This is a genomic window from Bacillus sp. FSL H8-0516, assembly GCF_038635285.1.
In the GTDB taxonomy this organism is placed as follows: Bacteria; Bacillota; Bacilli; order Bacillales; family Bacillaceae; genus Bacillus; species Bacillus safensis.
In genome coordinates, this window is record NZ_CP152051.1 from 3,298,722 (window position 1) to 3,323,050 (window position 24,329).

The following is a 24,329-nucleotide window of genomic DNA, read 5'->3' on the forward strand; positions in this document are numbered from 1 at the left end:
GTCATAAAAATGTAACATATTTCTATCTTATCAAACTTCTTGATTGCTTTATATGGGGGGAACAAAATGAACAAATCGAAAAATCGCTGGCTCATCGCAGCAAGTGCTGTAGGAATTCATTTATCTATTGGGTCTGTTTATGCTTGGAGTGTTTTTACGAATCCTTTACATGAAGCCTTTCAGTGGTCATTAACAGAAATAAGTCTCACCTTCAGTATTGCTATTTTATTTTTAGGTTTATCTGCTGCTTTTATGGGACATTTCGTTGAAAGGTATGGTCCAAGGGCATCGGGGCTCTTCTCAGCTATTTTCTTCGGCATCGGAATGACTGGGTCAGGATTCGCTGTCCACATGTCCTCACTGCCTCTCCTCTATTTATTTTATGGTGTACTCGCTGGAATTGGTTTAGGGGTAGGCTATATTGCACCTGTATCAACTCTAGTCAAATGGTTTCCGGATCGAAGAGGTCTTGCAACCGGCTTAGCCATTATGGGGTTTGGGTTTGCTTCTCTTATTTGCAGCCCAATTATTCAATATCTCATTGAAAAAATGAATATCGCAAATACTTTTTATATTCTTGGAATCTCCTATTTTATCATCATGGTGATCTCATCTCTTTATTTATCACCACCAACACCTGATGACGTCAAACAATTTGATGTATTTAAAACAAAGAAAAGAAAAATCCCTCAAGATTTATCACAGCTTACAGCAAATGAAGCGATCAAAACAAGACGTTTTTATTATTTGTGGCTTATGCTTTTTATTAATATCACATGCGGAATCGCTATTATTTCAGTAGCGTCACCTCTTGCCCAAGAAAGTGTTGGGTTCACTGCAGGTGCTGCAGCTACTCTTGTGGGCATTTTAGGTGCTTTTAATGGTTTAGGACGCATTGGCTGGGCATCGTTTTCAGATTATATAGGAAGACCGAATACGTATACGATTTTTTTCAGTATCCAGCTCATTGCTTTTCCATTACTCCCCTATTTAAAAGAACCGCTCATCTTTTCAATCGTTATGGCAATCATTTATACGTGCTATGGAGGAGGATTTGCTTCAATTCCAGCCTATATTGGGGATTTGTTTGGTACAAAGCAGCTTGGTGCCATACACGGTTATATTTTGACTGCTTGGGCCGCTGCGGGATTAGCAGGACCACTATTTTCATCCTTTATCCGAGATATAACAGGTAATTATACACAAAGCCTTATGGTGTTCTCTGGCTTATTTTTCATTGCTTTTATCATATCACTTCTCATTCGAAAGGATATTCAGCAGCTAAGAGAAAAAAACCTAACTGCTGCTTCCTCTGTCTCAGCCCGATCTTAATTTGAATTTGACAGAATCACAATCTAAAGGTAATTTTTAGATATGAAAACGCTTTACAAAGTAATAGGAGGGTGATGATCTCATGGGGAAAACAAAACATAAGGGGCCTGTTAAACTCAATAAAAAACCCTCACCAAAGCTATGGACCTCTTTTGTACCAATGGGGCTTGGCAAAGTGAAACCGAAACACATTCGAGATACGATGAAAGTGGCATGGGAGAACAAAGATAACCTTCCCTACGCGTACCGTATTTTAACGCAGGGTGTTTGTGACGGCTGTGCCCTTGGCGTCTCAGGACTGTATGATCAAACGCTCGCAGGACCTCATATATGCACCACAAGACTAAATGTGCTTCGTCTTAACACAATGCCAGCTATTGATCCAAAATGGTTTGAAGATATTCAGCAGCTAAAGCAAATGGACAGCACCTCTCTTCGCAAGCTTGGTCGGATTCCTTATCCATTGATTCGAAAAAAAGGTGACAATGCCTTTACACGTATTTCTTGGGATGATGCACTAGATCAAATCGCAGCTAAAATCCAATCAATTGATAAACGGCAGCTTGCTTTCTATTTAACCGCCAGAGGAATTACAAATGAAGTTTATTATACGGCTGCAAAGGCTGCTCGATTTATAGGGACGAATCATATTGATAATGCTTCTCGCATTTGCCATTCACCAAGTAAAACCGCTCTTAAACGGTCCCTTGGCATCGGTGCTTCCAGCTGTAATTACAGTGATTGGATTGGAACGGATGTATTAATTTTTTGGGGATCTGTTGCAGCAAACAATCAGCCTGTTTCCACTAAATATATGTACGCTGCTAAAAAGAAAGGGACAAAAATTATCGTCATCAATCCGTATAAAGAGCCTGCCATGGAAAAGTATTGGGTTCCTTCTATTCCAGAGAGTGCTTTATTCGGTACAAAAATTGCAGATGATTTTTACCAAGTCAATATAGGCGGAGATATTGCGTTTATGAACGGCGTCATCAAGCATTGGTTTGACATGGAGCAGCATGCTCCCCATTCGGCTCTTGATCACGAATTTATTCAAAAACATACAACAGGCATACAGGATTTAAAGCAGCATGTCGCACAATTGAAGTGGGAAGACCTAGAAGCATCATCAGGTTTATCAAAAGAAAGAATGAAGGAATTTGCGACACTGCTTGCCAATGCTAATTCAGGCGTTTTTATTTGGAGTATGGGCCTTACTCAGCACCGCTTTGCAACTGATAATATATCACAGGTTGCCAACCTTGCCATGCTGCGCGGATTTATCGGCAGAAAACATTGTGGTGTCATGCCAATTCGGGGGCATAGCGGCGTCCAAGGTTCTGGTGAAATGGGTGCTGATCCATTCGTTTTGCCGGGTAGTGATTTTGATGACGAGAATATTGAAAGAATCGAACGTATATGGGGGTTTGACATTCCTAAATGGCATGGTGACACCATTGGGCAATCCTTTGAGAAGATGGCTCTCCCAAAAGACCATCCACAAAAACTCAAAATGCTGTTTACGAGTGGCGGAAACTTTTTAGAAACGATGCCAAATCCGGAAGCGATCGAAAAAGCATTATCTGAACTTGAACTCCGTGTTCACCAAGATATCATTTTGAATACCTCTACGCTGGTAGACGCTGAAGAGGCGGTGATTGTGCTGCCTGCTATGACAAGGTATGAACAACCTGGCGGCGGCACATCAACCAGTACGGAACGCATGGTATATTTCAGTCCAGAAATTGAAGGACCTCGTATTGAGGAAGCCAGAGCGGAATGGGACATTTATGTTGATCTTGCGAAAAGAGTCCGGCCAGAAGATGCCGAGCTGATACATTTTGAAACAGCTGAAGACATTCGTCGTGAGATTGCGGTCGCCAACCGAAATTATGATGGCATCCAGCATTTACGTCACAAGGGAGACGTTTTTCAATGGGGAGGCGCATGGCTTTGTGAAGATGGCGTGTGTCCAACACCAGACGGCAAGGGACATCTTCTTCCTGCCCAGCTGCCTCAATATCGAAAAACCGAAGGACATTTCAATATCACGACAAGAAGAGGAAAGCAATTCAACTCCATGATCTACAGTGAAAAGGATGCCTTTAATGGTGGAAAACGTCATTCTATCCTAATGAATGAAGAAGATGCAAAAGAGCTTTACGTCCAAGAAGGTGATCCAGTTGTTCTCTTTAATCAATATGGATCCTATCAAGGAGTGGCTCAATTCGGAGAGTTGAGACGCGGCAATATCGCAGTTTATTGGCCGGAAGGGAACGTTTTAATTCCTAAAGGTGTGTATGAGAGCTACTCACAGATTCCCGAGTATAATACGGCTGCCATATTAGAAAAAGCCGAAACCTTCCATGCAAGAAAGGATCAGCATTATGTGGAGAAACGAATTGATGAATTAGAAACGACTTTGAATTAATCGTCAACTTAAAAACAGCTGGGGTTGTTTTCCCCAGCTGCCATTCACTCTCTACCGACCAAAAGTGCTCGCTTCCTGTTGAAGAATATGGTTCAATTCTTCGGCATTTGCAGCCGGTTGATATTGTCCTCCACCCGCTTTTGCAACAGATTTAAGACTTTTTGCTTCCTTTTCATTCACATCGAAGCCAATGATATTGACGATTGTATCTATTCCGTCTTCATGTAATTCCTTTGCTGCTTGTGAAGGGCTTCCACCACAAGTTTCTTCACCATCACTGACAACATAGACAATATTTTTCCCTTCAGCCTGGTGATCTTCAAAATCTTGTTTCGTATCCGTTAATGCTTTTGCAAGTGGTGTCCAGCCAGTTGGCTTATACACATTTAGTGCTTGCTGAAATGTTGATGGCTCATATGAACCAAATCCGTAAACGGCTTCAGAACTTGAACAAGAAATGGCTTTCCCTGCATTTTTATTGGTTCCTTCATGACCAAACACACGAAGCAGAACTTGTGTATCTTCTGATAAAATGCTCGCAAAGCTTTGAATAGACCGTTTGGCGATTTCAATTTTCTTTTCACCTTCAACTGACTGTGCCATGCTGCCGCTTAAATCGAGTAATATCACCACATGAGCAGGCGGCTCCTGTTTTGTTACAGCATGAGCTGGTGAAGAAAGAAGCAGGACAAGGCTAGCCAAAATGGTTAATACGATATTTTTTTTCATCAATAAAGACCTCCCTTTTTTACTTTTGTACAGAAAAAGAGAAACGAAAGCATGAATCAATCGTTTCCCTTTTGTTCAGCAAGTTATTCGTGTAGTTTTAATGATTCTGCTGAAAAGATAGATCCCATTTCTTTACCTGTACTTGCTTGGTAGTAATGGCCTTTACCAGCTTTGGCTACTTGCTTCAATTGACCTTCATAGCCATCGTTAAAGTCTAACCCGATCACATTTACAACAGTTGATCCTTTTGAGTTATGCAATTCTTTTGCTACTTTTACTGGATCTCCGCCACAAGTTTCCTCACCATCAGTGATTAAGTACACAATATGCTTTGTTCCCTCAGTAAGCTGCTCATCCGCTTGCTTTGCATTTTCAAGTGCACGTGCAATCGGTGTCCAGCCAGTTGGCCCAAGTCCGTTTAAAGAGTTCTCAAAGCTGTCTTTTTCATAAGGCTGTACGCCGTAAACGCCTCTAATGACTTCACATGATTGAGCTTTACCTGAATTTTTGTTATTTCCTTCAGAACCAAACAAGCTCATACGAATTTTAGCGTCTTTTGGAAGTGACTGAGCAAATTTAAATACCTCTTGTTTGGCGAGATCAAATTTGCGCTCTCCCTCTACTTTTCTTGCCATACTTCCGCTTGCATCAAGTAAGATTGTCACTCTTACATCTTTGTTATGTTTTTTAACTGTAGATGCTTCTGCAAATACTGGTGAAGAGATTGACATAGATAATGTCAATACAGCTAAGGTTACGAGTGAGAATACTTTTTTCAACATAATTTTCCTTCCTCCTTATGTATTTAATTGAAACACCTTAATCGTAAATTATTCTGTCTTGGAATGGTATAGGACTCGGTCCCTTTTTCTCTTTCATCAAAATCACTAAAATTCTGTCAGATGTCTAGATATTTTCACCTAACACACCCATTATCCTCTCGTTTTCTCTGTCTTTCGAGGGACTTTGTATCGGCCATCGGTTCTTATCGGGACGTAAATGTTTAAGTTTTCCTTCGGTGCGTCTTAAGTCGCAATTTGTCACATTCTGTTCAAACCTCTTTGAACACAAAAAAAATGCCTCATTTCTGAGGCACCGTTGATTTATTTTTTAGCCATATACGTGTTGAGAAAACGATCGGCTGATTCGATTTGAATTCCTTTATAATAATGTTTCACGATGGCATCTACTTTCTTGCCTGACTGCGCCATATAATGTGCACCATATTGACTCATGCCTACACCATGACCATATCCTTTTGTTGTAATCACAATCTGCTGGCCTTGGCGTTCCCATGTGAAGTCCGCTGAATGAAGGCCTAGTGATTCTCGAATGTCTCGGCCTGACAGTGTTTTACCGTTGATCACGGCTTTCGCTACTTGGTTTCCTGGTGTCCGTTCTACAATCTGTCCGACCTGAGCCTGCTGAGTGAGTGTCACACCTAATTTTCGCTGAAATTCACTGACCGAGATGGTTTTCTTATTTTGAAATTTTGGCGATTTTTCGTCCCATTTACTTGAGACACTTTTCAAATAAGGGATTTCGTTTTTCCAATAGGCTTCGGCATTTTCCGTTTTTCCGTTACTTGTTGAAAAGAATGAAGCATCAATTGGTTTCTCGTCATAAGTCAGCACTTTTCCTTGTGTGCTGGCGACAGCTTCCGTGACCTTTTTTAATTTCCAATTGTACGCTTTCCCCCAAATTTTCTTGAGTTCCTGTTTGTTTTTGTAAACTTGGAACATTTGGGTATCATCTACAAGAGAGCCCTTAGGTGATTTGACAGTCTTATCACTGATCATTTGTCTGACGATATACGTTCTTGCTGCGAGCGCCTGTGCCTTGAGTGCTTCCATTTCAAAATCAGCTGGCATTTCAGATGCTACGACACCGATCACATACTCTTCTAAGGGGATGTTTTCTACCTGCTGATGAGCTGAGCGATAGACGGGGATAGCGACGGGTGATTGCTTCAATTTGACTGAACCCTTCACTTCTTTTTTAACTGATGGTTCTGCTGCTACGTGCTGGCTGGCCGCCGGTTTCCCTTGGAACGTCGGCAACACAAGTAATGTTGGAATCATTAAAATGATGATGCATATTCCTGCGATTGTCCATATCATTGGTTTCATATTTGGCTGCCCCCATTTGTCATTGAATCTCTTTTATCTTATGGGCAGGGACAAGCTAATATGACAGCTTCTTTCATTTAGTGGACAAGTCTTTTATGAAAGCTATGGGCCTGTTCTTAGAATGGATTTTACTGTTCGTCTGTATGAATAAAATTTAAGATGGTTGGATACACTAAAGATAAGCTTCGTGAAATGAGGCATTCTATGATTCTAAAAAAAAATCAGCATGCCCCAATGGACACACTGATTTCTTTCATGATTAAGCGTTCAGATCTGATACAACTTGTTCTTGTGTCACATCTGCCGATTCATCGTTTACTCTTTCAATATCTGCACCGATTGCTGCAAGCTTTTGGTGGAAGTTCACATAACCACGGTCAATATGCTTCAACTCAGTGACACGTGTATGACCTTCTGCCACTAATCCAGCAAGTACAAGTGCTGCTCCTGCTCTTAAATCAGTCGCTGCCACTTCAGCACCTTGAAGTTGAACCGGCCCATTGATAATGACAGAGCGACCCTCAATTTTAATATCGCCATTCATGCGGCGGAATTCTTCAGCATGCATAAAGCGGTTTTCAAACACCGTTTCTGTGATCATGCTTGTTCCGTTCGCACGAAGCAATAGCGCCATCATCTGAGATTGCATATCCGTTGGGAACCCAGGATGCGGCATTGTTTTTAGATCGATTGGCTTGAGCTCAGATGGTCCAATGACTCTTAAACCTTCTTCTTCTTCAATGATCTGAATACCCATTTCTTCCATTTTTGCAACAAGTGATGTCATGTGCTCTGGCACTGCGCCTTTTACAAGAACATTTCCTTCTGTAATGGCTGCTGCCACCATGAAAGTACCTGCTTCAATTCTGTCAGGGATGATGTTGTGTTTTGCACCGTGAAGTGTTTCCACACCTTCGATTTTGATTGTACCAGTACCCGCACCGCGAACCTTACCACCCATGGCATTGATGTAGTTTGCTAAATCAACAATTTCAGGTTCTTTTGCTACGTTTTCTAAAATCGTCGTTCCTTCAGCTAATGCTGCTGCCATGATGATGTTTTCAGTTGCCCCTACACTTGGGAAATCCAAATAGATTTTTGCACCTTTTAAACGGCCTTTTACTTCAGCCTCGATGAAACCATTACCTACTTGAATTTTAGCTCCCATTGCTTCAAAGCCTTTTAAATGCTGATCAATTGGTCTTGAACCAATCGCACAGCCTCCAGGTAATGCAACTCTTGCATGACCTGTTCTTGCTAAAAGTGGTCCCATGACAAGCACGGATGCTCGCATTTTACGGACATACTCAAACGGAGCCTCAGTTTCTAGTGCATGTGATGCATCAACTGATACTTCGTTATTTTCAAAATGTACTTCTGCTCCTAAATGACGTAACACTTCATTGATTGTATATACATCGGAGAGCGTAGGTACATCACAAATTACGCTTTTTTCTGTACTTGCTAACAAAGATGCAGCGATAACTGGTAAAACGGCATTTTTTGCGCCTTCTACTTTAACTGTGCCGTTTAACTTTTGACCGCCGCGGACGATGATTTTTTCCAAGGTCTTCCCCTCCGCGTCCCAAATTCTCTATATTAATATTCAGTCGTTACGATTGGTGTGCCAACCGTAATCGTATGATTTTCGTTCATTTCCGAACTTCTGATGGCAATTTGAACATTCATTTTATCATTTGAAGTCATAATGAACTGTTCCCACTTATCTGTGTAAGCGGAAAGCGACACAAAATTAGACTCAACGAGATACTCAACTGGTTTTGCTTGAAATTCATTTGCTAACATTTCAGCTTTTTTTTGCAAAACAACATCCATCATACCATTTACATGACCATCGAGACAAGTAAAAATTACAATTTTCTCTTGTAATATGCTTTTTGCATGACGTACGAACTGATCATATGTATGCTCCCAGGTATTCAGTGGGCGAGCACCTTTTTGCTCATATAATAAATACGACTTTTGATTTGATTTTGTGTCGGTCTTCACGAGTAAAATTTTCGATTCTGTATCATTTTTTTCATCTTTGTAAATTCCTGTGACTTTGGTGACATGTTGTTCTTTTTTTTCGGTCCACTCATACTGTCGTAGTTCGTCTTTCAAACGTTTCACTTTTTTTGAAAATTGTTCGGATGAAATATCTACATTTGTTTTGGCATGAAGGGTCCACCCATCGACTTCGATTTGCTGGTTTTTTAGACCTTCTGCTATTTGAGCGAGCGGGGAAGATTCTTCCGCACGAACACCTTGAATCATCAGAACAAAAAAAAGAATAAACGCAAATAATGGCCAACCTTTCAAATACTTTCTCACTTGTCATTCCCCCTTGCTACAAGTGTTGCCGCAAGGAGGGCAATGCATACGTGGAAAAGTCAACAAAAGGCGAGCCTTTTGACCCTTCTTTTTACGTTCCCGCAGAAGGCCGTGACCAAACCTTTTATGTTAGAACATATAAGGAATTTGTCTCGAGAAATTTAAGTAATCAAGAAAGAAATTGCTGACCGCAGATGCGATAGCAATGGTAATGAGCATCATCAGCAGCCTTGCTTGAACGATTTTCCCTTTTTTAATGAGTGGATCAATATTTACAGCAAGCAGTGCCCACCATGTAACCGCGATAAAAAATAGGTGGATCACAATGCCCACGATTGCTTGTTGTCCTACGTCTTCCATACAGTTGAATCCTCCTTTTATTTATTTCTGTAAAGGAAAACTCCCTTTCATTATATCCTCGAAAATCGGAAAGATGAATCATTTGGAAAAAAGAGCTACATTTAGTGTGAATCCCCTCTTATCCTGATGCCAAGGAGATGATATACTGCGTGTGGAAGGAGCTGAACACAATGAAAGATTCTTTTCCTGACTTTGTTGATTTGTACGGAGAATTGGTTCCCTCATTTGATCATGAATGGGAGGCCATTGCTTTCTACTTTGATTATAGACAGACACAGCTAGAAGAATTAGCACAATTGTGTCATTTTCATAACATTTCTTTGGATCACTCTGAGGAAAGCCTGTATCAGTTAGAATCACTATACTTCGATGCATTGACCAAGCAGCTGTTCGCTGAGTGGAAAATGCCAATAGATGCATTAGAAGCGATGATGAGTGTGTATTTAGGTGAGGTTGTCATCCGTCATCATTCAGATGCTGACTGGGTGGTGCGGCCTTATATGGACTCTCCGCACAAATATACGCTTGGTTTACGCAGAAACAATAAAACATGGCATTGCAGTACGCAATTTTGCGAGAACTTATATCTAGAAAAGCAAGCATCTCATCCTTATGTGTCGATGTATCAATCTCTCATGTCATCCTAAAAAAAACCTTCTTATCATTGTGATAAGAAGGTTTTTCTGTTTTATTTCCCTGCTACATTTAAACGGTTTAACGCCCGTTTTAATGCGAGTTCCGCCCGGCGTACATCACTTTCATTCGGGTGGTTCAAATGCTCTTCAGCACGCTGTTTCGCTGATTTAGCACGATCGACATCAACTTTATCTGATGTTTCAGCGGCCTGAGCAAGAATCGTTACTTGTTCAGGGCGGACTTCAACAAATCCGCCACTTACTGCAACCAATTCAGTTGATCCACTATGTTTTAAGCGAACTGCACCGATTTTTAGCGGAGCAACCATTGGAACGTGGCCAGCTAAAATACCAAGCTCACCGCTTTCTGCTCTTACACTGACCATTTCCACATCCGCTTGATACACTGGGCCGTCGGGAGTAACGATATTGACTTGAACGGTCTTCATGCTTTTACCCTCCTAAGGACCAGATTAGGCCTCTACACCCATCTCTTTGGCTTTTTCAACCACTTCTTCAATGCGTCCAACTAAGCGGAATGCATCTTCTGGAAGGTGATCGTATTTACCAGATAAGATTTCCTTGAAGCCTTTAACAGTTTCTTTCAATGGCACATAAGAACCCTTTTGGCCAGTGAACTGCTCTGCTACGTGGAAGTTTTGAGATAGGAAGAATTGAACACGACGCGCTCTGTGTACCACAAGCTTATCGTCCTCAGATAATTCATCCATACCTAAAATGGCAATAATATCCTGCAGCTCTTTATAACGCTGCAATGTTTGCTGCACTTCACGCGCAATCGCATAATGCTCTTCACCAACAATCTCAGGTGCAAGTGCACGAGATGTTGAAGCAAGAGGATCAACTGCTGGGTAAATACCCATTTCAGTCAGCTTACGCTCAAGGTTTGTCGTTGCATCAAGGTGAGCGAACGTAGTTGCTGGAGCTGGATCCGTGTAGTCATCCGCAGGTACATAGATCGCTTGAATCGATGTAACCGATCCTACGTTTGTAGACGTGATACGCTCTTGCAGCTGACCCATTTCTGTTGCAAGTGTCGGCTGATAACCTACCGCTGAAGGCATACGTCCAAGAAGGGCTGATACTTCAGAACCTGCTTGTGTAAAGCGATAGATATTATCGATGAAGAACAATACGTCTTGACCTTGTTCATCACGGAAATGCTCTGCCATTGTCAAGCCAGTTAGGGCAACACGCATACGTGCACCTGGCGGCTCGTTCATTTGACCGAAGACCATGGCTGTTTTTTCGATAACGCCAGAATCTTTCATTTCGTAGTAAAGGTCGTTTCCTTCACGTGTACGCTCTCCAACACCAGCGAATACAGAAATACCGCCGTGTTCTTGTGCGATGTTGTTGATCAATTCTTGAATCAGAACGGTTTTACCTACACCAGCTCCACCGAATAGACCGATCTTTCCACCTTTGATGTAAGGAGCAAGCAGGTCAACAACTTTGATACCTGTTTCAAGAATTTCAACTTCTGTAGAAAGTTGATCAAAAGAAGGCGCTTGTCTGTGGATTGGATCTCTTTGAGCTTCCACACCAAGTGGCTCATCTAAGTCAATGTTATCTCCCAGTACGTTGAATACACGTCCAAGTGTTACGTTACCAACTGGTACTGAAATTGGTTTTCCAAGGTCTACAGCTTCCATACCGCGCTTCACACCGTCTGTTGATGCCATTGCGATGGTTCTCACTGTATCGTCACCTAAATGTAGTGCTACTTCTAAAGTTAAGTCGATATCAACTTCACTTTCGCTTTCCGCTTTATGCGAAACTTTGATCGCATTATAAATCTCAGGCAAGTGACCGTCTTCAAAACGAACGTCTACGACTGGTCCCATGATCTGACTGATGCGTCCTGTTTTCATTGCATTCCCTCCTGACAATTATTTCTATTCTAAGGCAGCTGCTCCGCCGACAATTTCTGTAATCTCTTGTGTAATCGCTGCTTGACGAGCACGGTTGTAAGAGAGTGTCAGGCTGTCGATCAATTCTTTTGCGTTGTCTGTTGCACTCTTCATTGCTGTCATTCTTGCAGCATGTTCACTTGCTTTGCTGTCAAGAAGCGCACCGAAAATCAAACTCTCTGCATATTGAGGAAGGAGAACTTCAAGAATCTCTTCTTCAGAAGGCTCAAACTCATAAGATGCGGAACGTTTATTTGGTGTCGCTGCGGCCGAAAGGTCCGTTAGCGGCAATAATTTCTTCTCTGTTACTTCTTGTGAAATCGCACTGACAAAGTGGTTGTAGAACATGTAAAGTTCATCAAACGCTTCATCAGAGAACATTTGAACTGTACTGCTTGCTAATTCTTTAATATCAGCAAACGCTACTTCGTCTCCAAGCCCTGTTACTTCAGAAATAACTGGAATACCACGCTTTTTGAAGAAGTCGCGTCCGATTTTACCAATGACAATCACCGCATATTCATCAGCGGATTGATGACGAGATTGAATGGTTTGGTAAGCTGCACGCAAAATCGAGCTGTTAAAAGGTCCTGCAAGCCCTCGATCAGATGTAATAACGAGATACCCTGTTTTTTTGACAGGTCTTGAAAGAAGCATTGGGTGCTTAGCACTTGTTCCAGTTGCGATTGCAGCAACCACTTCCTGGATTTTCTCCATGTAAGGAACAAAAGACTTCGCATTGTTTTCAGCACGATTCAGTTTCGCAGCTGATACCATTTGCATCGCTTTTGTGATCTGACTCGATTTTTTCGTTGACGTGATCCTTGACTTTATATCGCGTAATGAGGCCAAAGATTTCACCACCTTTTTTCAGGAATCCGTGTTCATTTACGTGAAAAGAGAGAAAAAGAGAATCTTTTTCTCTCGGAAAGATTACTAATTAGTTGCTTGGTGCAAACGTACGTTTAAAGCCTTCGATTGCTGTCTTCCACTCTTCATCAGCAGGCATATTTCCTGTTTGAGAGATTGTGTCAAACAAGCCTTTATGGTTTTCTTCAATGTACAAGAATAACTCAGCTTCAAAACGTTTAACATCAGCAATGGCTACATCGTCTAAGTATCCTCTTGTTAGTGCGTAAAGAATCGCTACCTGTTTTTCAACTTTAAGCGGTTTGTTCAAGTCTTGTTTTAAGACTTCCACTGTTCTTGCACCACGGTTTAATTTCGCTTGAGTGGCTTGGTCTAGATCAGATCCAAACTGAGCGAATGCTTCAAGCTCACGATAAGAAGCAAGATCCAGACGAAGTGTACCTGCTACCTTTTTCATCGCTTTGATTTGTGCAGAACCACCTACACGGGATACAGACAATCCTGCGTTTACCGCTGGACGTACGCCTGAGAAGAAGAGGTCAGATTGTAAGAAAATCTGTCCATCTGTGATGGAAATAACGTTTGTTGGGATATATGCAGAGATATCGCCAGCCTGCGTTTCTACGAAAGGCAATGCTGTGATAGAACCGCCACCCTTTTCGTCACTAAGCTTCGCTGCACGTTCTAATAAACGAGAGTGAAGATAGAAAACATCACCAGGGAATGCCTCACGACCTGGAGGACGACGAAGCAATAATGAAAGCTCACGGTAAGCTGCCGCTTGTTTAGAAAGGTCATCATAGACAACAAGTACGTGCTTGCCGTTATACATGAATTCCTCACCCATCGTTACACCTGCATAAGGAGCAAGGTAAAGAAGTGGAGCTGGCTGTGATGCAGAAGCTGTGACAACGATTGTGTAGTCAAGCGCACCATGCTTACGAAGTGTTTCAACAACACCACGAACCGTAGATTCTTTTTGTCCGATAGCTACATAAATACAGATCATGTCTTGATCTTTTTGGTTTAGAATCGTATCGATTGCAACAGATGTTTTACCTGTTTGACGGTCACCAATGATCAATTCACGCTGTCCGCGGCCGATTGGAATCAAGGCATCAATTGCTTTAATTCCTGTTTGAAGCGGCTCATGTACAGATTTACGATCCATAACGCCAGGTGCTTCACTTTCGATTGGACGTGTTTTGCTTGTTAAGATCGGACCTAGTCCATCAACAGGCTGACCAAGCGGGTTCACAATACGTCCGATTAACTCTTCACCTACTGGAACCTCCATGATACGACCTGTACGTTTTACGTCGTCACCTTCGCGGATATCTTTGTAAGGTCCTAAAATAACGATACCTACGTTAGACTCCTCAAGGTTTTGAGCCATACCCATTACACCGTTAGAGAACTCAACCAGCTCTCCTGCCATAATGTTGTCAAGGCCATGTACACGCGCGATACCGTCCCCTACTTGAATGACTGTACCGACATCTTTTACTTCAATTTCTGATTGATAGTTTTGGATTTGCTGCTTTATCAGCGCGCTAATCTCTTCAGCTTTGATACTCACTAAGGTTTCACCCCTTCTAACGATTTTCGCCTGCAAGCTGACGTTCAATGCGGGAAAGCTTTCCGCTGACACTGCCGTCATAAATGCGGTTTCCGATACGGATTTTCACTCCGCCTATTAGATCCTTGTCAATCACATTTTCAACACGCAGTGATGTGACTCCGGCTTTTTTGGCAAATACTTCAGATAAAGATTGAATTTCAGCACCGCTCAGCGGTTTCACTGAATACACGACCGCATCGTCTATTTGTTTCGTGCGGTTTGCAAGTTTCACAAACTCAGACGTCATTTCAGAGAAAATATTCGTGCGTCCGCGGTCAATCAGTAAATACATTGTGTGCAATACATAAGTAGAAACACCTTTGAAAGCTTCGGCAATCAAATGTTTCTTTTTGTCTGCCGTAATCTTTGGATGAACAAGAAAGTCATTGAGCTCTTGATCAGCCTTTAGAACTTTTTTGATCTCATTCAGCTCTTTTTCAGTTTCGTCTACTGCCGAAGAAGCAAGAACGATGTCAAAAAGAGCAGAAGCGTAACGCTTAGAGACAATAGTTACGCTCATCGGCTTTCGCCTGCCTCTTTAAGGTACTCTTGAATCAATTTCTCTTGTGCCTGCTCATCAAGTTCTTTTTCAATCACTTTAGATGCAATCAACACAGATAGTGATGCAACCTGCTCACGCAGTGCAGCCACAGCTTGTTCTTTTTCTTTCACGATTTCAGTTCTAGCAGACTCTTTCAAGCGCTCTGATTCTTGACGTGCTGCTTGAATGATCTCTTCTTTTTGTTTCTCACCAATCTTTTTCGCATTTTCGATGAGTGTATGTGATTCTTCGCGTGCTTCTTTCAATAAGACACGTTGTTCTTCAAGAAGCTTTTCAGCTTGAACGTGCTTTTGTTCAGCACTTGAAATTTCATTTCCTATATAATCTTCACGCTGCTTCATAATACCTAATAAAGGTTTAAGCGCAAATTTCTTTAAAAGTGCAAGCAAAATGAGCATAGCGATAAGCTGGAATAACATATCACCGGCGTTGAAACTTAAGCCCCCTGCTCCTAAAACCACTGGTAACTGAGACATTTAGTACGGCAACTCCCTTCTTTAAATAATATGTTAAGAAACAAAACATAAAGGAATGGCGAAGTTTCGAACTAATCTGATCTTCGCCATTAAAATTCATATTAGAACGCTTCTCACATATTAACCAAAGAATGCCAAGAATGCGATAACGACAGCGATAATTGGAAGTGCCTCAACTAAAGCGACCCCGATGAACATAAGTGTTCTTAGTTCTCTACCAGCTTCTGGCTGACGAGCGATTCCTTCAACTGTTTTAGATACGATTAGACCGTTACCAATACCTGCTCCTAGTGCTCCTAAACCGATTGCAATTGCTGCTGCTATTAAATTCATTAAAAAGCTCCTCCTTTAAAATAACGTCCTTTTTGGACTCTCAATTTTTTAGTGTTCGTCGCTGACTTTATGGGAAATGTACACCATTGTCAGCATGGTGAAGATAAATGCCTGGATTGTTCCGACAAACAAACTGAATGCCTGCCATACAATCATCGGCACGATGGCACCTAATGTACCAACGATACCAAGCGCAATATTTTGCGTGTAGAAATTGGTCGCAAGTCCTGCAAGTAACCCAAGAAGAATCTCTCCAGCGAAAATATTTCCGTAAAGACGCAAACCAAGTGTTAGCGTGTTTGCAAATTCTTCAATGATTTTCAGCGGCACTAAATATGGGATTGGCTTGAAGAAGTCTTTCGTATATTCCTTGACTCCTTTTGCCTTGACACCGTAGAAGTGTGTAAGTCCCATGACCATAATTGCTAGTGTCATTGTGATTGCAGGATCAGCAGTTGGTGATTTCCACCACAAGTTGTGATCGACCGTAATCGAGAACGGCAGTCCAAGCATGTTTGAAACAAATATGTACATGAGTAATGTAACGCCAAGCGCTAGAAATGGGGCTCCTGTTTTCATGTCCATCGAACTACCTATGATATTTCGAACAAAATCAACGATCCATTCCATGAAGTTCTGCGCCTTAGTCGGACGAATAGACAGAACACGAGTAGTCAGCACCGCTATGAGAAGAACGATGATACTAGCAATCGTAATCATGAGAACATTGGATAAGTTGAACGTTAACCCTAAAAATTCTGTAGTTTTTGAACTGTGACCCAAAGAGTATTCACCTCTCTTCCATAGTAGAACGTTTAAGTTGAATGAAGGAATCTATCATAATGACAGGATATATTGTCATTAATCCTATAACAACACCTGCCAGATGAACTTCATTAGGGTAACGCCAAGCAATCGCTACTGCGAGAATCGCGTTGGCCCACCTGGCTGTACTTCCCATTGAACGAATGGATTTTCCTTTTTTAACCGCTCGATCAAAAGCGTGCATTCTCCGTATAAGTAGGAATAAATTAAAGAAAGCAAAAATTGTGCCGATAATGAAACCAAGAAACAATGGTTTAAAACCAGGCATGGCATAGCCAAACACAAAAATTGCCAATAGATAGAACATGTATTTACTCTGTCTGCGGAAAATCGCGTTTGGATCGTTCATTCATCTGACTCCCGATGAAAAGTATTGTAAAAAAGGTGATAAATGGTGATGAAAACTGCGTAGAAGACGCTGATGATAAGCCGTCCTATTCGAAAAAAATCAATCACCCATCGGTCTAATTGCACAATCAGACTTGAAATCTTTAGATCTATGGGATGCTGCTTCATTCGTTGATACAAACCCTGATTATTAAAGGGTTCACAATGAGGATTAGTAGAGTGCTATAGGCTATGAAAACCTTACCATAATACCCTCGTTTAGCATACAATAGCGTCTATGATGTGTCAATCGGTTGAAAGTTAAAAAACTTTTCTATAGTGATAGAGCACACAAAATGTTCACAATTTCATCAAACTTTAGGAGAGATGTGACATTCATTGAAAAAAACAGCCAATGTTCAGTATACATTGATTTTTCTAAGAACGGTATCAATCCTTTGTCATATATTTCAAAAAGCCCACATGCACGTTTGCATGTGGGCTTTTATTAAGACTTTCTTATTTCGTTCCGTACATACGGTCACCAGCATCCCCAAGACCTGGGATGATGTAACCTTTTTCGTTTAGTTTCTCATCTAATGCTGCAATGTAGATATCAACATCTGGATGATGCTTTTGCATTTCTTCTACACCTTCAGGGGCAGCAATCAGACACATAAAGCGAATGTTTTTCGCACCGCGTTTTTTCAAGCTGTTTAACGCTTCGACTGCTGAACCGCCAGTTGCAAGCATTGGGTCTACTACGATAAATTCACGTTCTTCCACATCTGATGGAAGCTTCACATAATATTCAACAGGCTTTAATGTTTTCGGATCGCGGTATAAACCGACATGTCCCACTTTAGCAGCTGGAATGAGTTTCAAAATCCCGTCTACCATTCCAAGACCTGCTCTTAAAATTGGCACAACCCCGAGTTTCTTCCCTGAGATCACGTTTGATTTCGCTACTTGTACAGGTGTTTCTACATCTACCTCTTCAAGCGGTAAGTCTCTTGTGATTTCAAATGCCATTAATGTTGCGACTTCATCCACTAGCTCTCTAAATTCTTTAGTTCCTGTATGAACGTCACGAATATATGTAAGTTTGTGCTGAATAAGCGGGTGATCAAATACATAAACCTTTGCCATTGCTTGCTACAACTCCTTTTCTGTCATCTTCCGGTGAACTTTGCACACTTCCTACAATTCTACATAAAAAGACATCATCTTTCAATATGATTCGCAAATCCTACAAAAAAAACCCACATGCCAAAAATAGGCAAATGGGTCTGTTTTTTAATAATCTAATTCGTTATATAGAGGGAAACGGGCCGTAAGATCAGATACACGCTTTTTCGCCTCTTCTAATTTCGCTTCATCTTCATGATGTTTTAGCGCAAGTGCAATAATGGAACCGACTTCTTTCATCGCTTCTTGATCAAAACCGCGGCTTGTTACTGCTGCTGTACCTACACGTACACCACTTGTGACAAATGGTTTCTCTGGATCATAAGGAATTGCATTTTTGTTCACTGTAATACCGATTTCATCAAGAACGTTTTCTGCAATTTTTCCTGTGATGCCAAGAGAACGCAAGTCGATGAGAACAAGATGGTTATCTGTTCCGCCAGATACAAGCTGAATATCTTCAGATAAAAGTGTTTCAGCTAGTTGTTTTGCATTATTAATGACGTTTTGTGCATATGTTTTGAAATCTCCGTTCAATACTTCACCGAAAGAAACAGCTTTTGCAGAGATGACATGCATCAGTGGGCCACCTTGAATACCAGGGAAGATCGATTTGTCGATCTTTTTACCAAACTCTTCACGGCATAGGATCATTCCGCCGCGAGGTCCGCGTAATGTTTTGTGAGTTGTTGTTGTCACAAAATCTGCGTAAGGAACTGGATTTGGATGAAGACCTGCTGCAACAAGACCAGCAATGTGAGCCATGTCGACCATAAAGTAAGCACCGACTTCATCAGCAATCTCACGGAACTTTTTGAAATCAATTTGGCGTGGGTATGCACTTGCACCCGCAACGATGAGTTTCGGCTTATGTTCACGTGCTTTTTCAAGTACATCTTGATAGTCGATATGCTGAGTTTCTTTATCTACACCATATTCTACAAAGTTGTACTGTACACCACTAAAGTTTACAGGGCTTCCATGTGTTAAATGCCCGCCATGTGATAAGTTCATGCCAAGTACTGTATCGCCATGCTCAAGAATTGTAAAGTATACGGCCATGTTCGCTTGAGCACCTGAGTGAGGCTGTACGTTCACATACTCAGCGCCAAAAATTTCTTTTGCGCGGTCACGTGCGATATCTTCCACAACGTCTACATGTTCACAGCCGCCATAGTAGCGTTTACCAGGATAGCCCTCAGCGTATTTGTTTGTTAATACAGAGCCCTGTGCTTCCATGACTGCTTCGCTTACGAAGTTTTCTGATGCAATTAATTCGATTTTGTCCTGCTGGCGTTTCCGCTCTAGTTGAATTGCTTTGAATACTTGTGCGTCTTGCTCAGGTAAATGTTTCATCAGCGAAATCCTCTCCAATCTATTTCCATTCGATGTTTTCACCATCTCATTGTACACGGTTTTTGAGTAAAATGTAAAAGTTTTTTTTGGAAAATCGACTTCTTTTTTATGAAAACCCGAATATTCAAGTGGTAAAGCGTCTTCATCATTCAACATTATATTAGAAATATATCGAAGCTATGATCTTGTATAAACGGCTCGTTCTCCGCCAATCAGCTTCGGACGCGTTTTCGCAAAAGTCACATGTGCATGTCCTAATCGATGACGACTGAGGCGGACAGGTACAGCGACTCTCTTTAAGTGCATCCCAATTAACGTATCGCCGATATCAATTCCAGCATGTGCCTCAATGCATTCGACTAATACAGGATGTTCCATTTGCTGATATGCATGAGCCGCCATCGAACCACCCGCTTTACGGACAGGTACTGCAGCTACGATCTCCAGGTTAAAACGGAAAGCCACTTCTTCTTCAACAACAAGGGCACGATTTAGATGTTCACAGCATTGAAAGGCGAGTTCAATCCCGGTCTCTCGTCTTAACTGATCCAATTCTTGATAGATAGAGGCAGCAATTTGCTCACTTCCTGCAGTACCAATATGCTCACCAGCCACTTCTGACGTACTGCAGCCAATGACTAAGATTTGCCCGGCACGCAATTCAACTGTTTGATGAAACTCTTTTAACATTTCAAGCCAATCTTGACCAATGTTCATGTTAAGCGCTCCTTATAGGTGCTTTTCTTCGTAATCAGCAATTTTGCCAATCCGCACAGCATGGCGTCCTGCTGTAAACTCTGTCGTCAGCCAAATGTGCGCAATCTCACGTGCTAATCCTGGTCCAATCACTCGCTCTCCCATTGCAAGAACGTTCGTATCATTATGTTCTCTCGTTGCTTTCGCACTAAATGTATCATGAGCCAATGCACAGCGAATTCCTTTTACTTTATTTGCTGAGATGCTCATGCCGATGCCTGTCCCACAAATTAAAATGCCGCGGTCGACTTCTCCGTTTGCCACCATATTGGCTACAGGGAAAGCATAATCTGGGTAGTCTACAGAACCTGATCCGCATTCACAACCCATATCAATGTATTCAATCTTCAATTCATCCATCAGTTGTTTGATTTCTTCACGAATATTCGTTCCGCCGTGATCGGATGCAATGGCTACTTTCATCGGGCAATTCCTCCTAAGGGTGAGTTGATCTGTTATGTCTTACATTCATTCTTTATTCACAGTTATATTTTAACCTCTACCTAGTGATTTGCAAACAATAGCAGAAAAACCGTTGAGGCAACGGTTTTACAGGTTATCTATTATGATGATCTTTTTTCAGCTTCTCAGCGAGCTGATACAGTAAGGCTTCTAGTTCATCTCGAGTTTCCTGATAAACAGAAAGACTTCCTCCAAACGGATCGGATACATCGCCTTCTGTTCCTGTCGCAAATTCCTTTAAAGTGAAGACCTTGCCTTTTGCATGCGCATATTGCTCTGCAATCAACTGTTTATGCTGCATCGTCATCGTGAAGACGTAATGAGCTTCGCGCAGAAGATCCTCTGTCAATTTTGATGATGAGTGATTCAGTGGAATGCTTTTCTCAAATAATGCTTCGATCGCTTGAGGAGAAGCCTTCCCTTCATCGGAGGCAAAAATGCCCGCTGATTTTACAGTGACCTCTAAACCTTTTTCATCTGCAATGGAAGCAAAAAGGGCTTGAGCCATTGGACTTCTGCATGTATTTCCCGTACAAACAAATAAGATTTTCATCTTTCGCCCTCCTTTTCTTCTATTATATAGCATTTCATTCTACATGTTATGTAAGGAGACTGGCTAGAGCGGAAATAATAATTTGATACCAAAGGCTAGTAAAATGATTCCGCCAAGCGCACCGCTATATGAACCAACCCATGACCGAACCTGTTTACCGAGTAATAATCCGAGCCATGTGAGGAGCATACTAAAAAAACCAAACAATAATATAGTCATCCACACCTGGGAACCGTAAATTCCGAGGCTTAAACCAACGGAGAAGCTGTCTAGGCTTACACTTGTCGCAAAAAGAACGAGACCAGCCCCAACTGGTGCGATAAAGGGCTTATCCTCTTTGCGGATAGAAGCAACAATCATTTGCAGTCCCAGCACCAAAAGCAGCGTCCCGCCAATATAGGTGGCAAGAAGACCAAGCCATCCAGATAAGAGCTGACCTGTCAGCATGCCAAAAAGCGGCATAAACATATGAAATATCCCAATAACAAGTCCAATATAAATGATCTGGCGGAACCTCAGCTGAATCATTCCCATACCAAGTCCAACCGAAAAAGCATCCATCCCAAGTGCAAAAGCCATGATGCTGAGTGTCAGCAATTCGCCAGCTAGTTCGTTCATGTAAATCCCCCTTGGACACACATTCTTCTTTAACCTATGTTTGTCCAAGAAAGGTTAGAACTATTGGAACGAAGGGAGTGTACGCCCTCCTGCGGCTTTTTGCAGACGGTTCATAATGGCAGAACCGACTCCCTGCTCTGAAAAGGCTTCTGAAATGATCAAGTCTACATCTGTTTCATCAAATTGTCTCAGTACACGATAAAGGTTTGCAGCAACCGTTTCAGGTTTTTCTCTCCATCCACAGCTGTACACAACATCTGCCGCAAACAGCGATTTCTTTTCTTCTGTTGTCAGCACTCCGACTTTTAAACCTTCAGCTCTGTATTTCTGAATGTGACACTGCATGTCTTCATCACTTCCATGAAAGATATACATCTTGGCTTCAGGTGCATAATGTGTGTATTTCATTCCCGGCGATACAGGCGCTTCGTCCTTTTTTGTCAGCCCTGGGTCCACACTCACCGTCCCCACGACCTCTTCTAATGCTTCTTTTGTAATTCCGCCTGGTCTTAAAATCACTGGGGTCTCACCGATACAGGATACAACCGTTGACTCAACGCCAATACCTGTTGAACCGCCATCCACAATCCCAGCGATTCTTCCTTCGAGATCACTGGCTACATGGTCAGCTTGAGTTGGTGAAGGCTTTCCCGAACAATTGGCACTTGGTGCAGCAATTGGCAGACCCGCTGCTCGGATCAGCTCAAGCGCAATGGGATGGTCAGGCATTCTCACACCTACTGTGGATAAACCTGCTGTAACCTGCTTTGATAAAGTGCCCGGTTTACACGGAAGAACAATGGTTAAGGCGCCCGGCCAAAAGGCATCCATCAGCGCCTTCGCTTTTTCGCTTTCTATTTGTGCAAATTCGTGAAGCTGCTGAACCTCCGCAATGTGAACAATCAACGGATTATCACTCGGACGCCCTTTCGCTTCATAAATTTTCATCACGGCTTCTGTCTCTTTCGCATTTGCCCCGAGTCCGTAAACGGTCTCTGTCGGGAAAGCAACCACTTCATTTTGCTTCAGCAGATCGGCCGCCTGTTTAATTTGTGGATAGTATGTGGATAAATCCTTTTCTAAATCCACAGACCACCTTTTTGTATTTAACATCATACAAACTCCTTTTAAAAAAGATAAAACTGTTGATATATCTCAATTATCCTTTTGAAAGTATAAAAGATGATGATCAATAAAACAAGCGTTGTCCACAATTTGTGGATAACGCTTGTTTTATAGTGGATAAGTATGTGTATAAGTCCATCATTTTGTGATTAACTGCCTTTTTTTTGCAGGACCACAGCCTGTTCTTTCCCCAATGTCTCTTTCGCATGTGCAGAGCTCCATATGCTTTCTGGAATTTCCTTTAAAGGCGTAAAGCCCATTAATGCCAAAAAATCATGGGAAGAGGAATGGTTTGCGACAACATAAAAAGTATCCACACCCATTTTTTCACCGAGCGTTTGAACACTTTGGAACAAAGAGACAATGTGTCCCTGACCGAGCTTATCTGATATGACAAGAGACCGCAGCAATCCCTCTTGTTCATTGAGCTGTTCAAGACCTAAGCAGCCTGCCAGCTGACCATCCGCATCTTCCATCACTACAAATGCCGTTCGCTCTGCAAGCGTTACTCCGCCTTTTGCTTGTCCCTTTTCAAGAAAAGCATTGATCGCCGGGACATCTTCTTCTGTAGCTATTCTTAATTGATAATACATGCTTTCACCTCTTTTTGATCTCTTACTTCAACTCTATGAGGCAAAAACCGATTTATACCTTTTTTAAGAGAAAAGACTAGAGACCCATTCGAACAGAAAGAACTTCACTTCACCTGTCTCTTCTTCCTCTTCTTTCACCACTTCATTAACAGACTCTTTCGTTTGCTGCGCTGTCACTTGTTTATCATCATCCCCTTCTGGTGAGGCGATGGCTTCTCCGTTTGAAAAATCGATAAAGCAGAGCGGTGGAAATAACACACACCACCAGTTGGCACCGTCTCCTTCTCCAAGCGTAATTAAAATGGCTTCATATTTCCCAGCAGGGTAGACGAAATTTCCATAGAGTTTTGTTGGAAATGAAGCTTTTTGGAAACTGACCGATACAGATTGATCAATATGCTGTTCCTTCAATTTCGCTTTGGCGATACGATTGATTTCTGGCAGCTTTGATCGAATGACACGTCTTGCTTCTTCAATGGATGTGAGGTCTTTGACCCACTCCGTCATATTCGCATTGACCTCGTCACGAATACTTCTTTTCACATCCTGATCAGCTGAACGATCACTATTTGCTAAAATGCGTAATCGAATCGCTTCATCTGGTATAACAACAGGCTGATTTGCAGAAGCAGCCGCCGTCTCCTCTCTGCCAAGGTTTGCAAAAGCACCGCATAATAATAGAAACATATAAAGATAAATCATCGTTTTACTTTTCAACATTGTGTGTTCCCCCCACTTTTTCTCTTCGCTACAAACATTGTGTCCAGGAAACTCATTTCA

Annotated in this window: 27 protein-coding genes; 3 read left to right on the forward strand and 24 right to left on the reverse strand. The window is 41.9% G+C overall.

The features are described from left to right. The first annotated feature begins 66 nt into the window (after positions 1-66). Together MHB67_RS16780 and MHB67_RS16785 are read left to right on the forward strand one after the other, a co-directional pair. Positions 67-1,332, forward strand: a complete 1,266-nt coding sequence (locus MHB67_RS16780; RefSeq protein WP_151039772.1) for an OFA family MFS transporter — start codon at positions 67-69, stop codon at positions 1,330-1,332. A gap of 82 nt (positions 1,333-1,414) precedes the next feature. After that, positions 1,415-3,763, forward strand: a complete 2,349-nt coding sequence (locus MHB67_RS16785) for an FdhF/YdeP family oxidoreductase (RefSeq protein WP_103131718.1) — start codon at positions 1,415-1,417, stop codon at positions 3,761-3,763. Between the two features lie 51 nt (positions 3,764-3,814). On the opposite strand, the gene MHB67_RS16790 is transcribed toward MHB67_RS16785, so the two are convergent. The 6 genes from MHB67_RS16790 to MHB67_RS16815 form a co-directional block, all read right to left on the reverse strand. Then, positions 3,815-4,492 carry a VWA domain-containing protein gene (locus tag MHB67_RS16790; RefSeq protein ID WP_103131719.1) on the reverse strand — a complete coding sequence of 226 codons (678 nt, stop codon included), beginning with the start codon at positions 4,490-4,492 and terminating at the stop codon, positions 3,815-3,817. An 83-nt stretch (positions 4,493-4,575) separates the two neighbouring features. Continuing rightward, complete coding sequence (locus MHB67_RS16795; protein ID WP_034622539.1) at positions 4,576-5,274, reverse strand: VWA domain-containing protein; 699 nt, start codon at positions 5,272-5,274, stop codon at positions 4,576-4,578. 321 nt (positions 5,275-5,595) lie between these two features. Continuing rightward, positions 5,596-6,621 (reverse strand): stage II sporulation protein D, encoded by a 1,026-nt coding sequence (gene spoIID, locus MHB67_RS16800; RefSeq protein ID WP_212048018.1) that lies wholly within the window; start codon positions 6,619-6,621, stop codon positions 5,596-5,598. Between the two features lie 259 nt (positions 6,622-6,880). Continuing rightward, positions 6,881-8,188 carry a UDP-N-acetylglucosamine 1-carboxyvinyltransferase gene (murA, locus tag MHB67_RS16805; RefSeq protein WP_024423722.1) on the reverse strand — a complete coding sequence of 436 codons (1,308 nt, stop codon included), beginning with the start codon at positions 8,186-8,188 and terminating at the stop codon, positions 6,881-6,883. Positions 8,189-8,220: 32 nt separating this feature from the next. Beyond that, positions 8,221-8,955 (reverse strand): YwmB family TATA-box binding protein, encoded by a 735-nt coding sequence (locus tag MHB67_RS16810; RefSeq protein ID WP_024423723.1) that lies wholly within the window; start codon positions 8,953-8,955, stop codon positions 8,221-8,223. Between the two features lie 129 nt (positions 8,956-9,084). Continuing rightward, positions 9,085-9,315 (reverse strand): DUF1146 family protein, encoded by a 231-nt coding sequence (locus tag MHB67_RS16815; RefSeq protein ID WP_024423724.1) that lies wholly within the window; start codon positions 9,313-9,315, stop codon positions 9,085-9,087. A 170-nt stretch (positions 9,316-9,485) separates the two neighbouring features. Here MHB67_RS16815 and MHB67_RS16820 point away from each other — a divergent pair, with 170 nt between their 5' ends. Then, positions 9,486-9,962: a hypothetical protein gene (locus MHB67_RS16820; protein WP_024423725.1), complete on the forward strand. Its 477-nt coding sequence runs from the start codon at positions 9,486-9,488 to the stop codon at positions 9,960-9,962. Between the two features lie 41 nt (positions 9,963-10,003). On the opposite strand, the gene MHB67_RS16825 is transcribed toward MHB67_RS16820, so the two are convergent. From MHB67_RS16825 to spoIIR, 18 genes are all read right to left on the reverse strand, one after another. Then, the gene (locus tag MHB67_RS16825; RefSeq protein ID WP_003214592.1) at positions 10,004-10,399 is read right to left on the reverse strand and encodes a F0F1 ATP synthase subunit epsilon; all 396 of its coding nucleotides are present in this window, start codon (positions 10,397-10,399) and stop codon (positions 10,004-10,006) included. A gap of 24 nt (positions 10,400-10,423) precedes the next feature. Next, positions 10,424-11,845, reverse strand: a complete 1,422-nt coding sequence (gene atpD, locus MHB67_RS16830) for a F0F1 ATP synthase subunit beta (protein WP_008354929.1) — start codon at positions 11,843-11,845, stop codon at positions 10,424-10,426. Between the two features lie 24 nt (positions 11,846-11,869). Further along, on the reverse strand, positions 11,870-12,736 hold the full coding sequence (locus tag MHB67_RS16835) for a F0F1 ATP synthase subunit gamma (RefSeq protein WP_024423727.1): 867 nt from the start codon (positions 12,734-12,736) through the stop codon (positions 11,870-11,872). An 88-nt stretch (positions 12,737-12,824) separates the two neighbouring features. Continuing rightward, positions 12,825-14,333, reverse strand: a complete 1,509-nt coding sequence (atpA, locus tag MHB67_RS16840) for a F0F1 ATP synthase subunit alpha (RefSeq protein WP_024423728.1) — start codon at positions 14,331-14,333, stop codon at positions 12,825-12,827. Positions 14,334-14,349: 16 nt separating this feature from the next. Continuing rightward, on the reverse strand, positions 14,350-14,895 hold the full coding sequence (locus MHB67_RS16845; protein ID WP_151862824.1) for a F0F1 ATP synthase subunit delta: 546 nt from the start codon (positions 14,893-14,895) through the stop codon (positions 14,350-14,352). Next, complete coding sequence (gene atpF / locus MHB67_RS16850; RefSeq protein WP_008354935.1) at positions 14,892-15,413, reverse strand: F0F1 ATP synthase subunit B; 522 nt, start codon at positions 15,411-15,413, stop codon at positions 14,892-14,894. The genes MHB67_RS16845 and atpF overlap by 4 nt, the downstream gene beginning before the upstream one ends. 120 nt (positions 15,414-15,533) lie before the next feature. Beyond that, the gene (gene atpE / locus MHB67_RS16855; protein ID WP_003214968.1) at positions 15,534-15,746 is read right to left on the reverse strand and encodes a F0F1 ATP synthase subunit C; all 213 of its coding nucleotides are present in this window, start codon (positions 15,744-15,746) and stop codon (positions 15,534-15,536) included. Positions 15,747-15,794: 48 nt separating this feature from the next. Further along, positions 15,795-16,529, reverse strand: coding sequence for a F0F1 ATP synthase subunit A (gene atpB / locus MHB67_RS16860; protein WP_024423730.1), 735 nt, complete (start codon positions 16,527-16,529; stop codon positions 15,795-15,797). 7 nt (positions 16,530-16,536) lie between these two features. Next, positions 16,537-16,920 (reverse strand): ATP synthase subunit I, encoded by a 384-nt coding sequence (locus tag MHB67_RS16865; RefSeq protein ID WP_024423731.1) that lies wholly within the window; start codon positions 16,918-16,920, stop codon positions 16,537-16,539. Between the two features lie 497 nt (positions 16,921-17,417). Next, positions 17,418-18,047: a uracil phosphoribosyltransferase gene (gene upp, locus MHB67_RS16870; RefSeq protein WP_003214553.1), complete on the reverse strand. Its 630-nt coding sequence runs from the start codon at positions 18,045-18,047 to the stop codon at positions 17,418-17,420. Between the two features lie 147 nt (positions 18,048-18,194). Then, the gene (gene glyA, locus MHB67_RS16875) at positions 18,195-19,442 is read right to left on the reverse strand and encodes a serine hydroxymethyltransferase (RefSeq protein ID WP_024423732.1); all 1,248 of its coding nucleotides are present in this window, start codon (positions 19,440-19,442) and stop codon (positions 18,195-18,197) included. 177 nt (positions 19,443-19,619) lie between these two features. Next, positions 19,620-20,159 (reverse strand): TIGR01440 family protein, encoded by a 540-nt coding sequence (locus MHB67_RS16880; protein ID WP_024423733.1) that lies wholly within the window; start codon positions 20,157-20,159, stop codon positions 19,620-19,622. A gap of 12 nt (positions 20,160-20,171) precedes the next feature. Further along, a complete protein-coding gene (gene rpiB / locus MHB67_RS16885; RefSeq protein ID WP_003214714.1) occupies positions 20,172-20,621 on the reverse strand; it encodes a ribose 5-phosphate isomerase B in 450 nt (149 codons plus the stop codon). Between the two features lie 133 nt (positions 20,622-20,754). After that, on the reverse strand, positions 20,755-21,213 hold the full coding sequence (locus MHB67_RS16890) for a low molecular weight protein arginine phosphatase (protein WP_024423734.1): 459 nt from the start codon (positions 21,211-21,213) through the stop codon (positions 20,755-20,757). Between the two features lie 63 nt (positions 21,214-21,276). Continuing rightward, the gene (locus MHB67_RS16895) at positions 21,277-21,831 is read right to left on the reverse strand and encodes a manganese efflux pump (protein WP_342492656.1); all 555 of its coding nucleotides are present in this window, start codon (positions 21,829-21,831) and stop codon (positions 21,277-21,279) included. A 60-nt stretch (positions 21,832-21,891) separates the two neighbouring features. After that, positions 21,892-22,944 (reverse strand): L-threonylcarbamoyladenylate synthase, encoded by a 1,053-nt coding sequence (locus tag MHB67_RS16900; protein ID WP_133744471.1) that lies wholly within the window; start codon positions 22,942-22,944, stop codon positions 21,892-21,894. A 161-nt stretch (positions 22,945-23,105) separates the two neighbouring features. Continuing rightward, positions 23,106-23,549, reverse strand: coding sequence for a general stress acyl- n-acyltransferase (locus MHB67_RS16905; RefSeq protein ID WP_044330897.1), 444 nt, complete (start codon positions 23,547-23,549; stop codon positions 23,106-23,108). A 63-nt stretch (positions 23,550-23,612) separates the two neighbouring features. Then, positions 23,613-24,269 carry a stage II sporulation protein R gene (spoIIR, locus tag MHB67_RS16910; protein ID WP_133744470.1) on the reverse strand — a complete coding sequence of 219 codons (657 nt, stop codon included), beginning with the start codon at positions 24,267-24,269 and terminating at the stop codon, positions 23,613-23,615. Positions 24,270-24,329: the final 60 nt, after the last annotated feature.

Coding starts and splice junctions, on each gene's coding strand:
- MHB67_RS16890 (WP_024423734.1), bottom strand. CDS start 21,213: ATGAAAATCTTATTTGTTTGTACGGGAAATACATGCAGAAGTCCAATG.
- MHB67_RS16900 (WP_133744471.1), bottom strand. CDS start 22,944: ATGTTAAATACAAAAAGGTGGTCTGTGGATTTAGAAAAGGATTTATCC.
- MHB67_RS16880 (WP_024423733.1), bottom strand. CDS start 20,159: ATGAACATTGGTCAAGATTGGCTTGAAATGTTAAAAGAGTTTCATCAA.
- atpF (WP_008354935.1), bottom strand. CDS start 15,413: ATGTCTCAGTTACCAGTGGTTTTAGGAGCAGGGGGCTTAAGTTTCAAC.
- spoIID (WP_212048018.1), bottom strand. CDS start 6,621: ATGAAACCAATGATATGGACAATCGCAGGAATATGCATCATCATTTTA.
- MHB67_RS16790 (WP_103131719.1), bottom strand. CDS start 4,492: ATGAAAAAAAATATCGTATTAACCATTTTGGCTAGCCTTGTCCTGCTT.
- MHB67_RS16865 (WP_024423731.1), bottom strand. CDS start 16,920: ATGAACGATCCAAACGCGATTTTCCGCAGACAGAGTAAATACATGTTC.
- MHB67_RS16815 (WP_024423724.1), bottom strand. CDS start 9,315: ATGGAAGACGTAGGACAACAAGCAATCGTGGGCATTGTGATCCACCTA.
- atpD (WP_008354929.1), bottom strand. CDS start 11,845: ATGAAAACAGGACGCATCAGTCAGATCATGGGACCAGTCGTAGACGTT.
- glyA (WP_024423732.1), bottom strand. CDS start 19,442: ATGAAACATTTACCTGAGCAAGACGCACAAGTATTCAAAGCAATTCAA.
- MHB67_RS16895 (WP_342492656.1), bottom strand. CDS start 21,831: ATGAACGAACTAGCTGGCGAATTGCTGACACTCAGCATCATGGCTTTT.
- spoIIR (WP_133744470.1), bottom strand. CDS start 24,269: ATGTTGAAAAGTAAAACGATGATTTATCTTTATATGTTTCTATTATTA.
- MHB67_RS16795 (WP_034622539.1), bottom strand. CDS start 5,274: ATGTTGAAAAAAGTATTCTCACTCGTAACCTTAGCTGTATTGACATTA.
- MHB67_RS16905 (WP_044330897.1), bottom strand. CDS start 23,549: ATGTATTATCAATTAAGAATAGCTACAGAAGAAGATGTCCCGGCGATC.
- MHB67_RS16780 (WP_151039772.1), top strand. CDS start 67: ATGAACAAATCGAAAAATCGCTGGCTCATCGCAGCAAGTGCTGTAGGA.
- MHB67_RS16785 (WP_103131718.1), top strand. CDS start 1,415: ATGGGGAAAACAAAACATAAGGGGCCTGTTAAACTCAATAAAAAACCC.
- MHB67_RS16845 (WP_151862824.1), bottom strand. CDS start 14,895: ATGAGCGTAACTATTGTCTCTAAGCGTTACGCTTCTGCTCTTTTTGAC.
- rpiB (WP_003214714.1), bottom strand. CDS start 20,621: ATGAAAGTAGCCATTGCATCCGATCACGGCGGAACGAATATTCGTGAA.
- upp (WP_003214553.1), bottom strand. CDS start 18,047: ATGGCAAAGGTTTATGTATTTGATCACCCGCTTATTCAGCACAAACTT.
- MHB67_RS16820 (WP_024423725.1), top strand. CDS start 9,486: ATGAAAGATTCTTTTCCTGACTTTGTTGATTTGTACGGAGAATTGGTT.
- MHB67_RS16825 (WP_003214592.1), bottom strand. CDS start 10,399: ATGAAGACCGTTCAAGTCAATATCGTTACTCCCGACGGCCCAGTGTAT.
- atpE (WP_003214968.1), bottom strand. CDS start 15,746: ATGAATTTAATAGCAGCAGCAATTGCAATCGGTTTAGGAGCACTAGGA.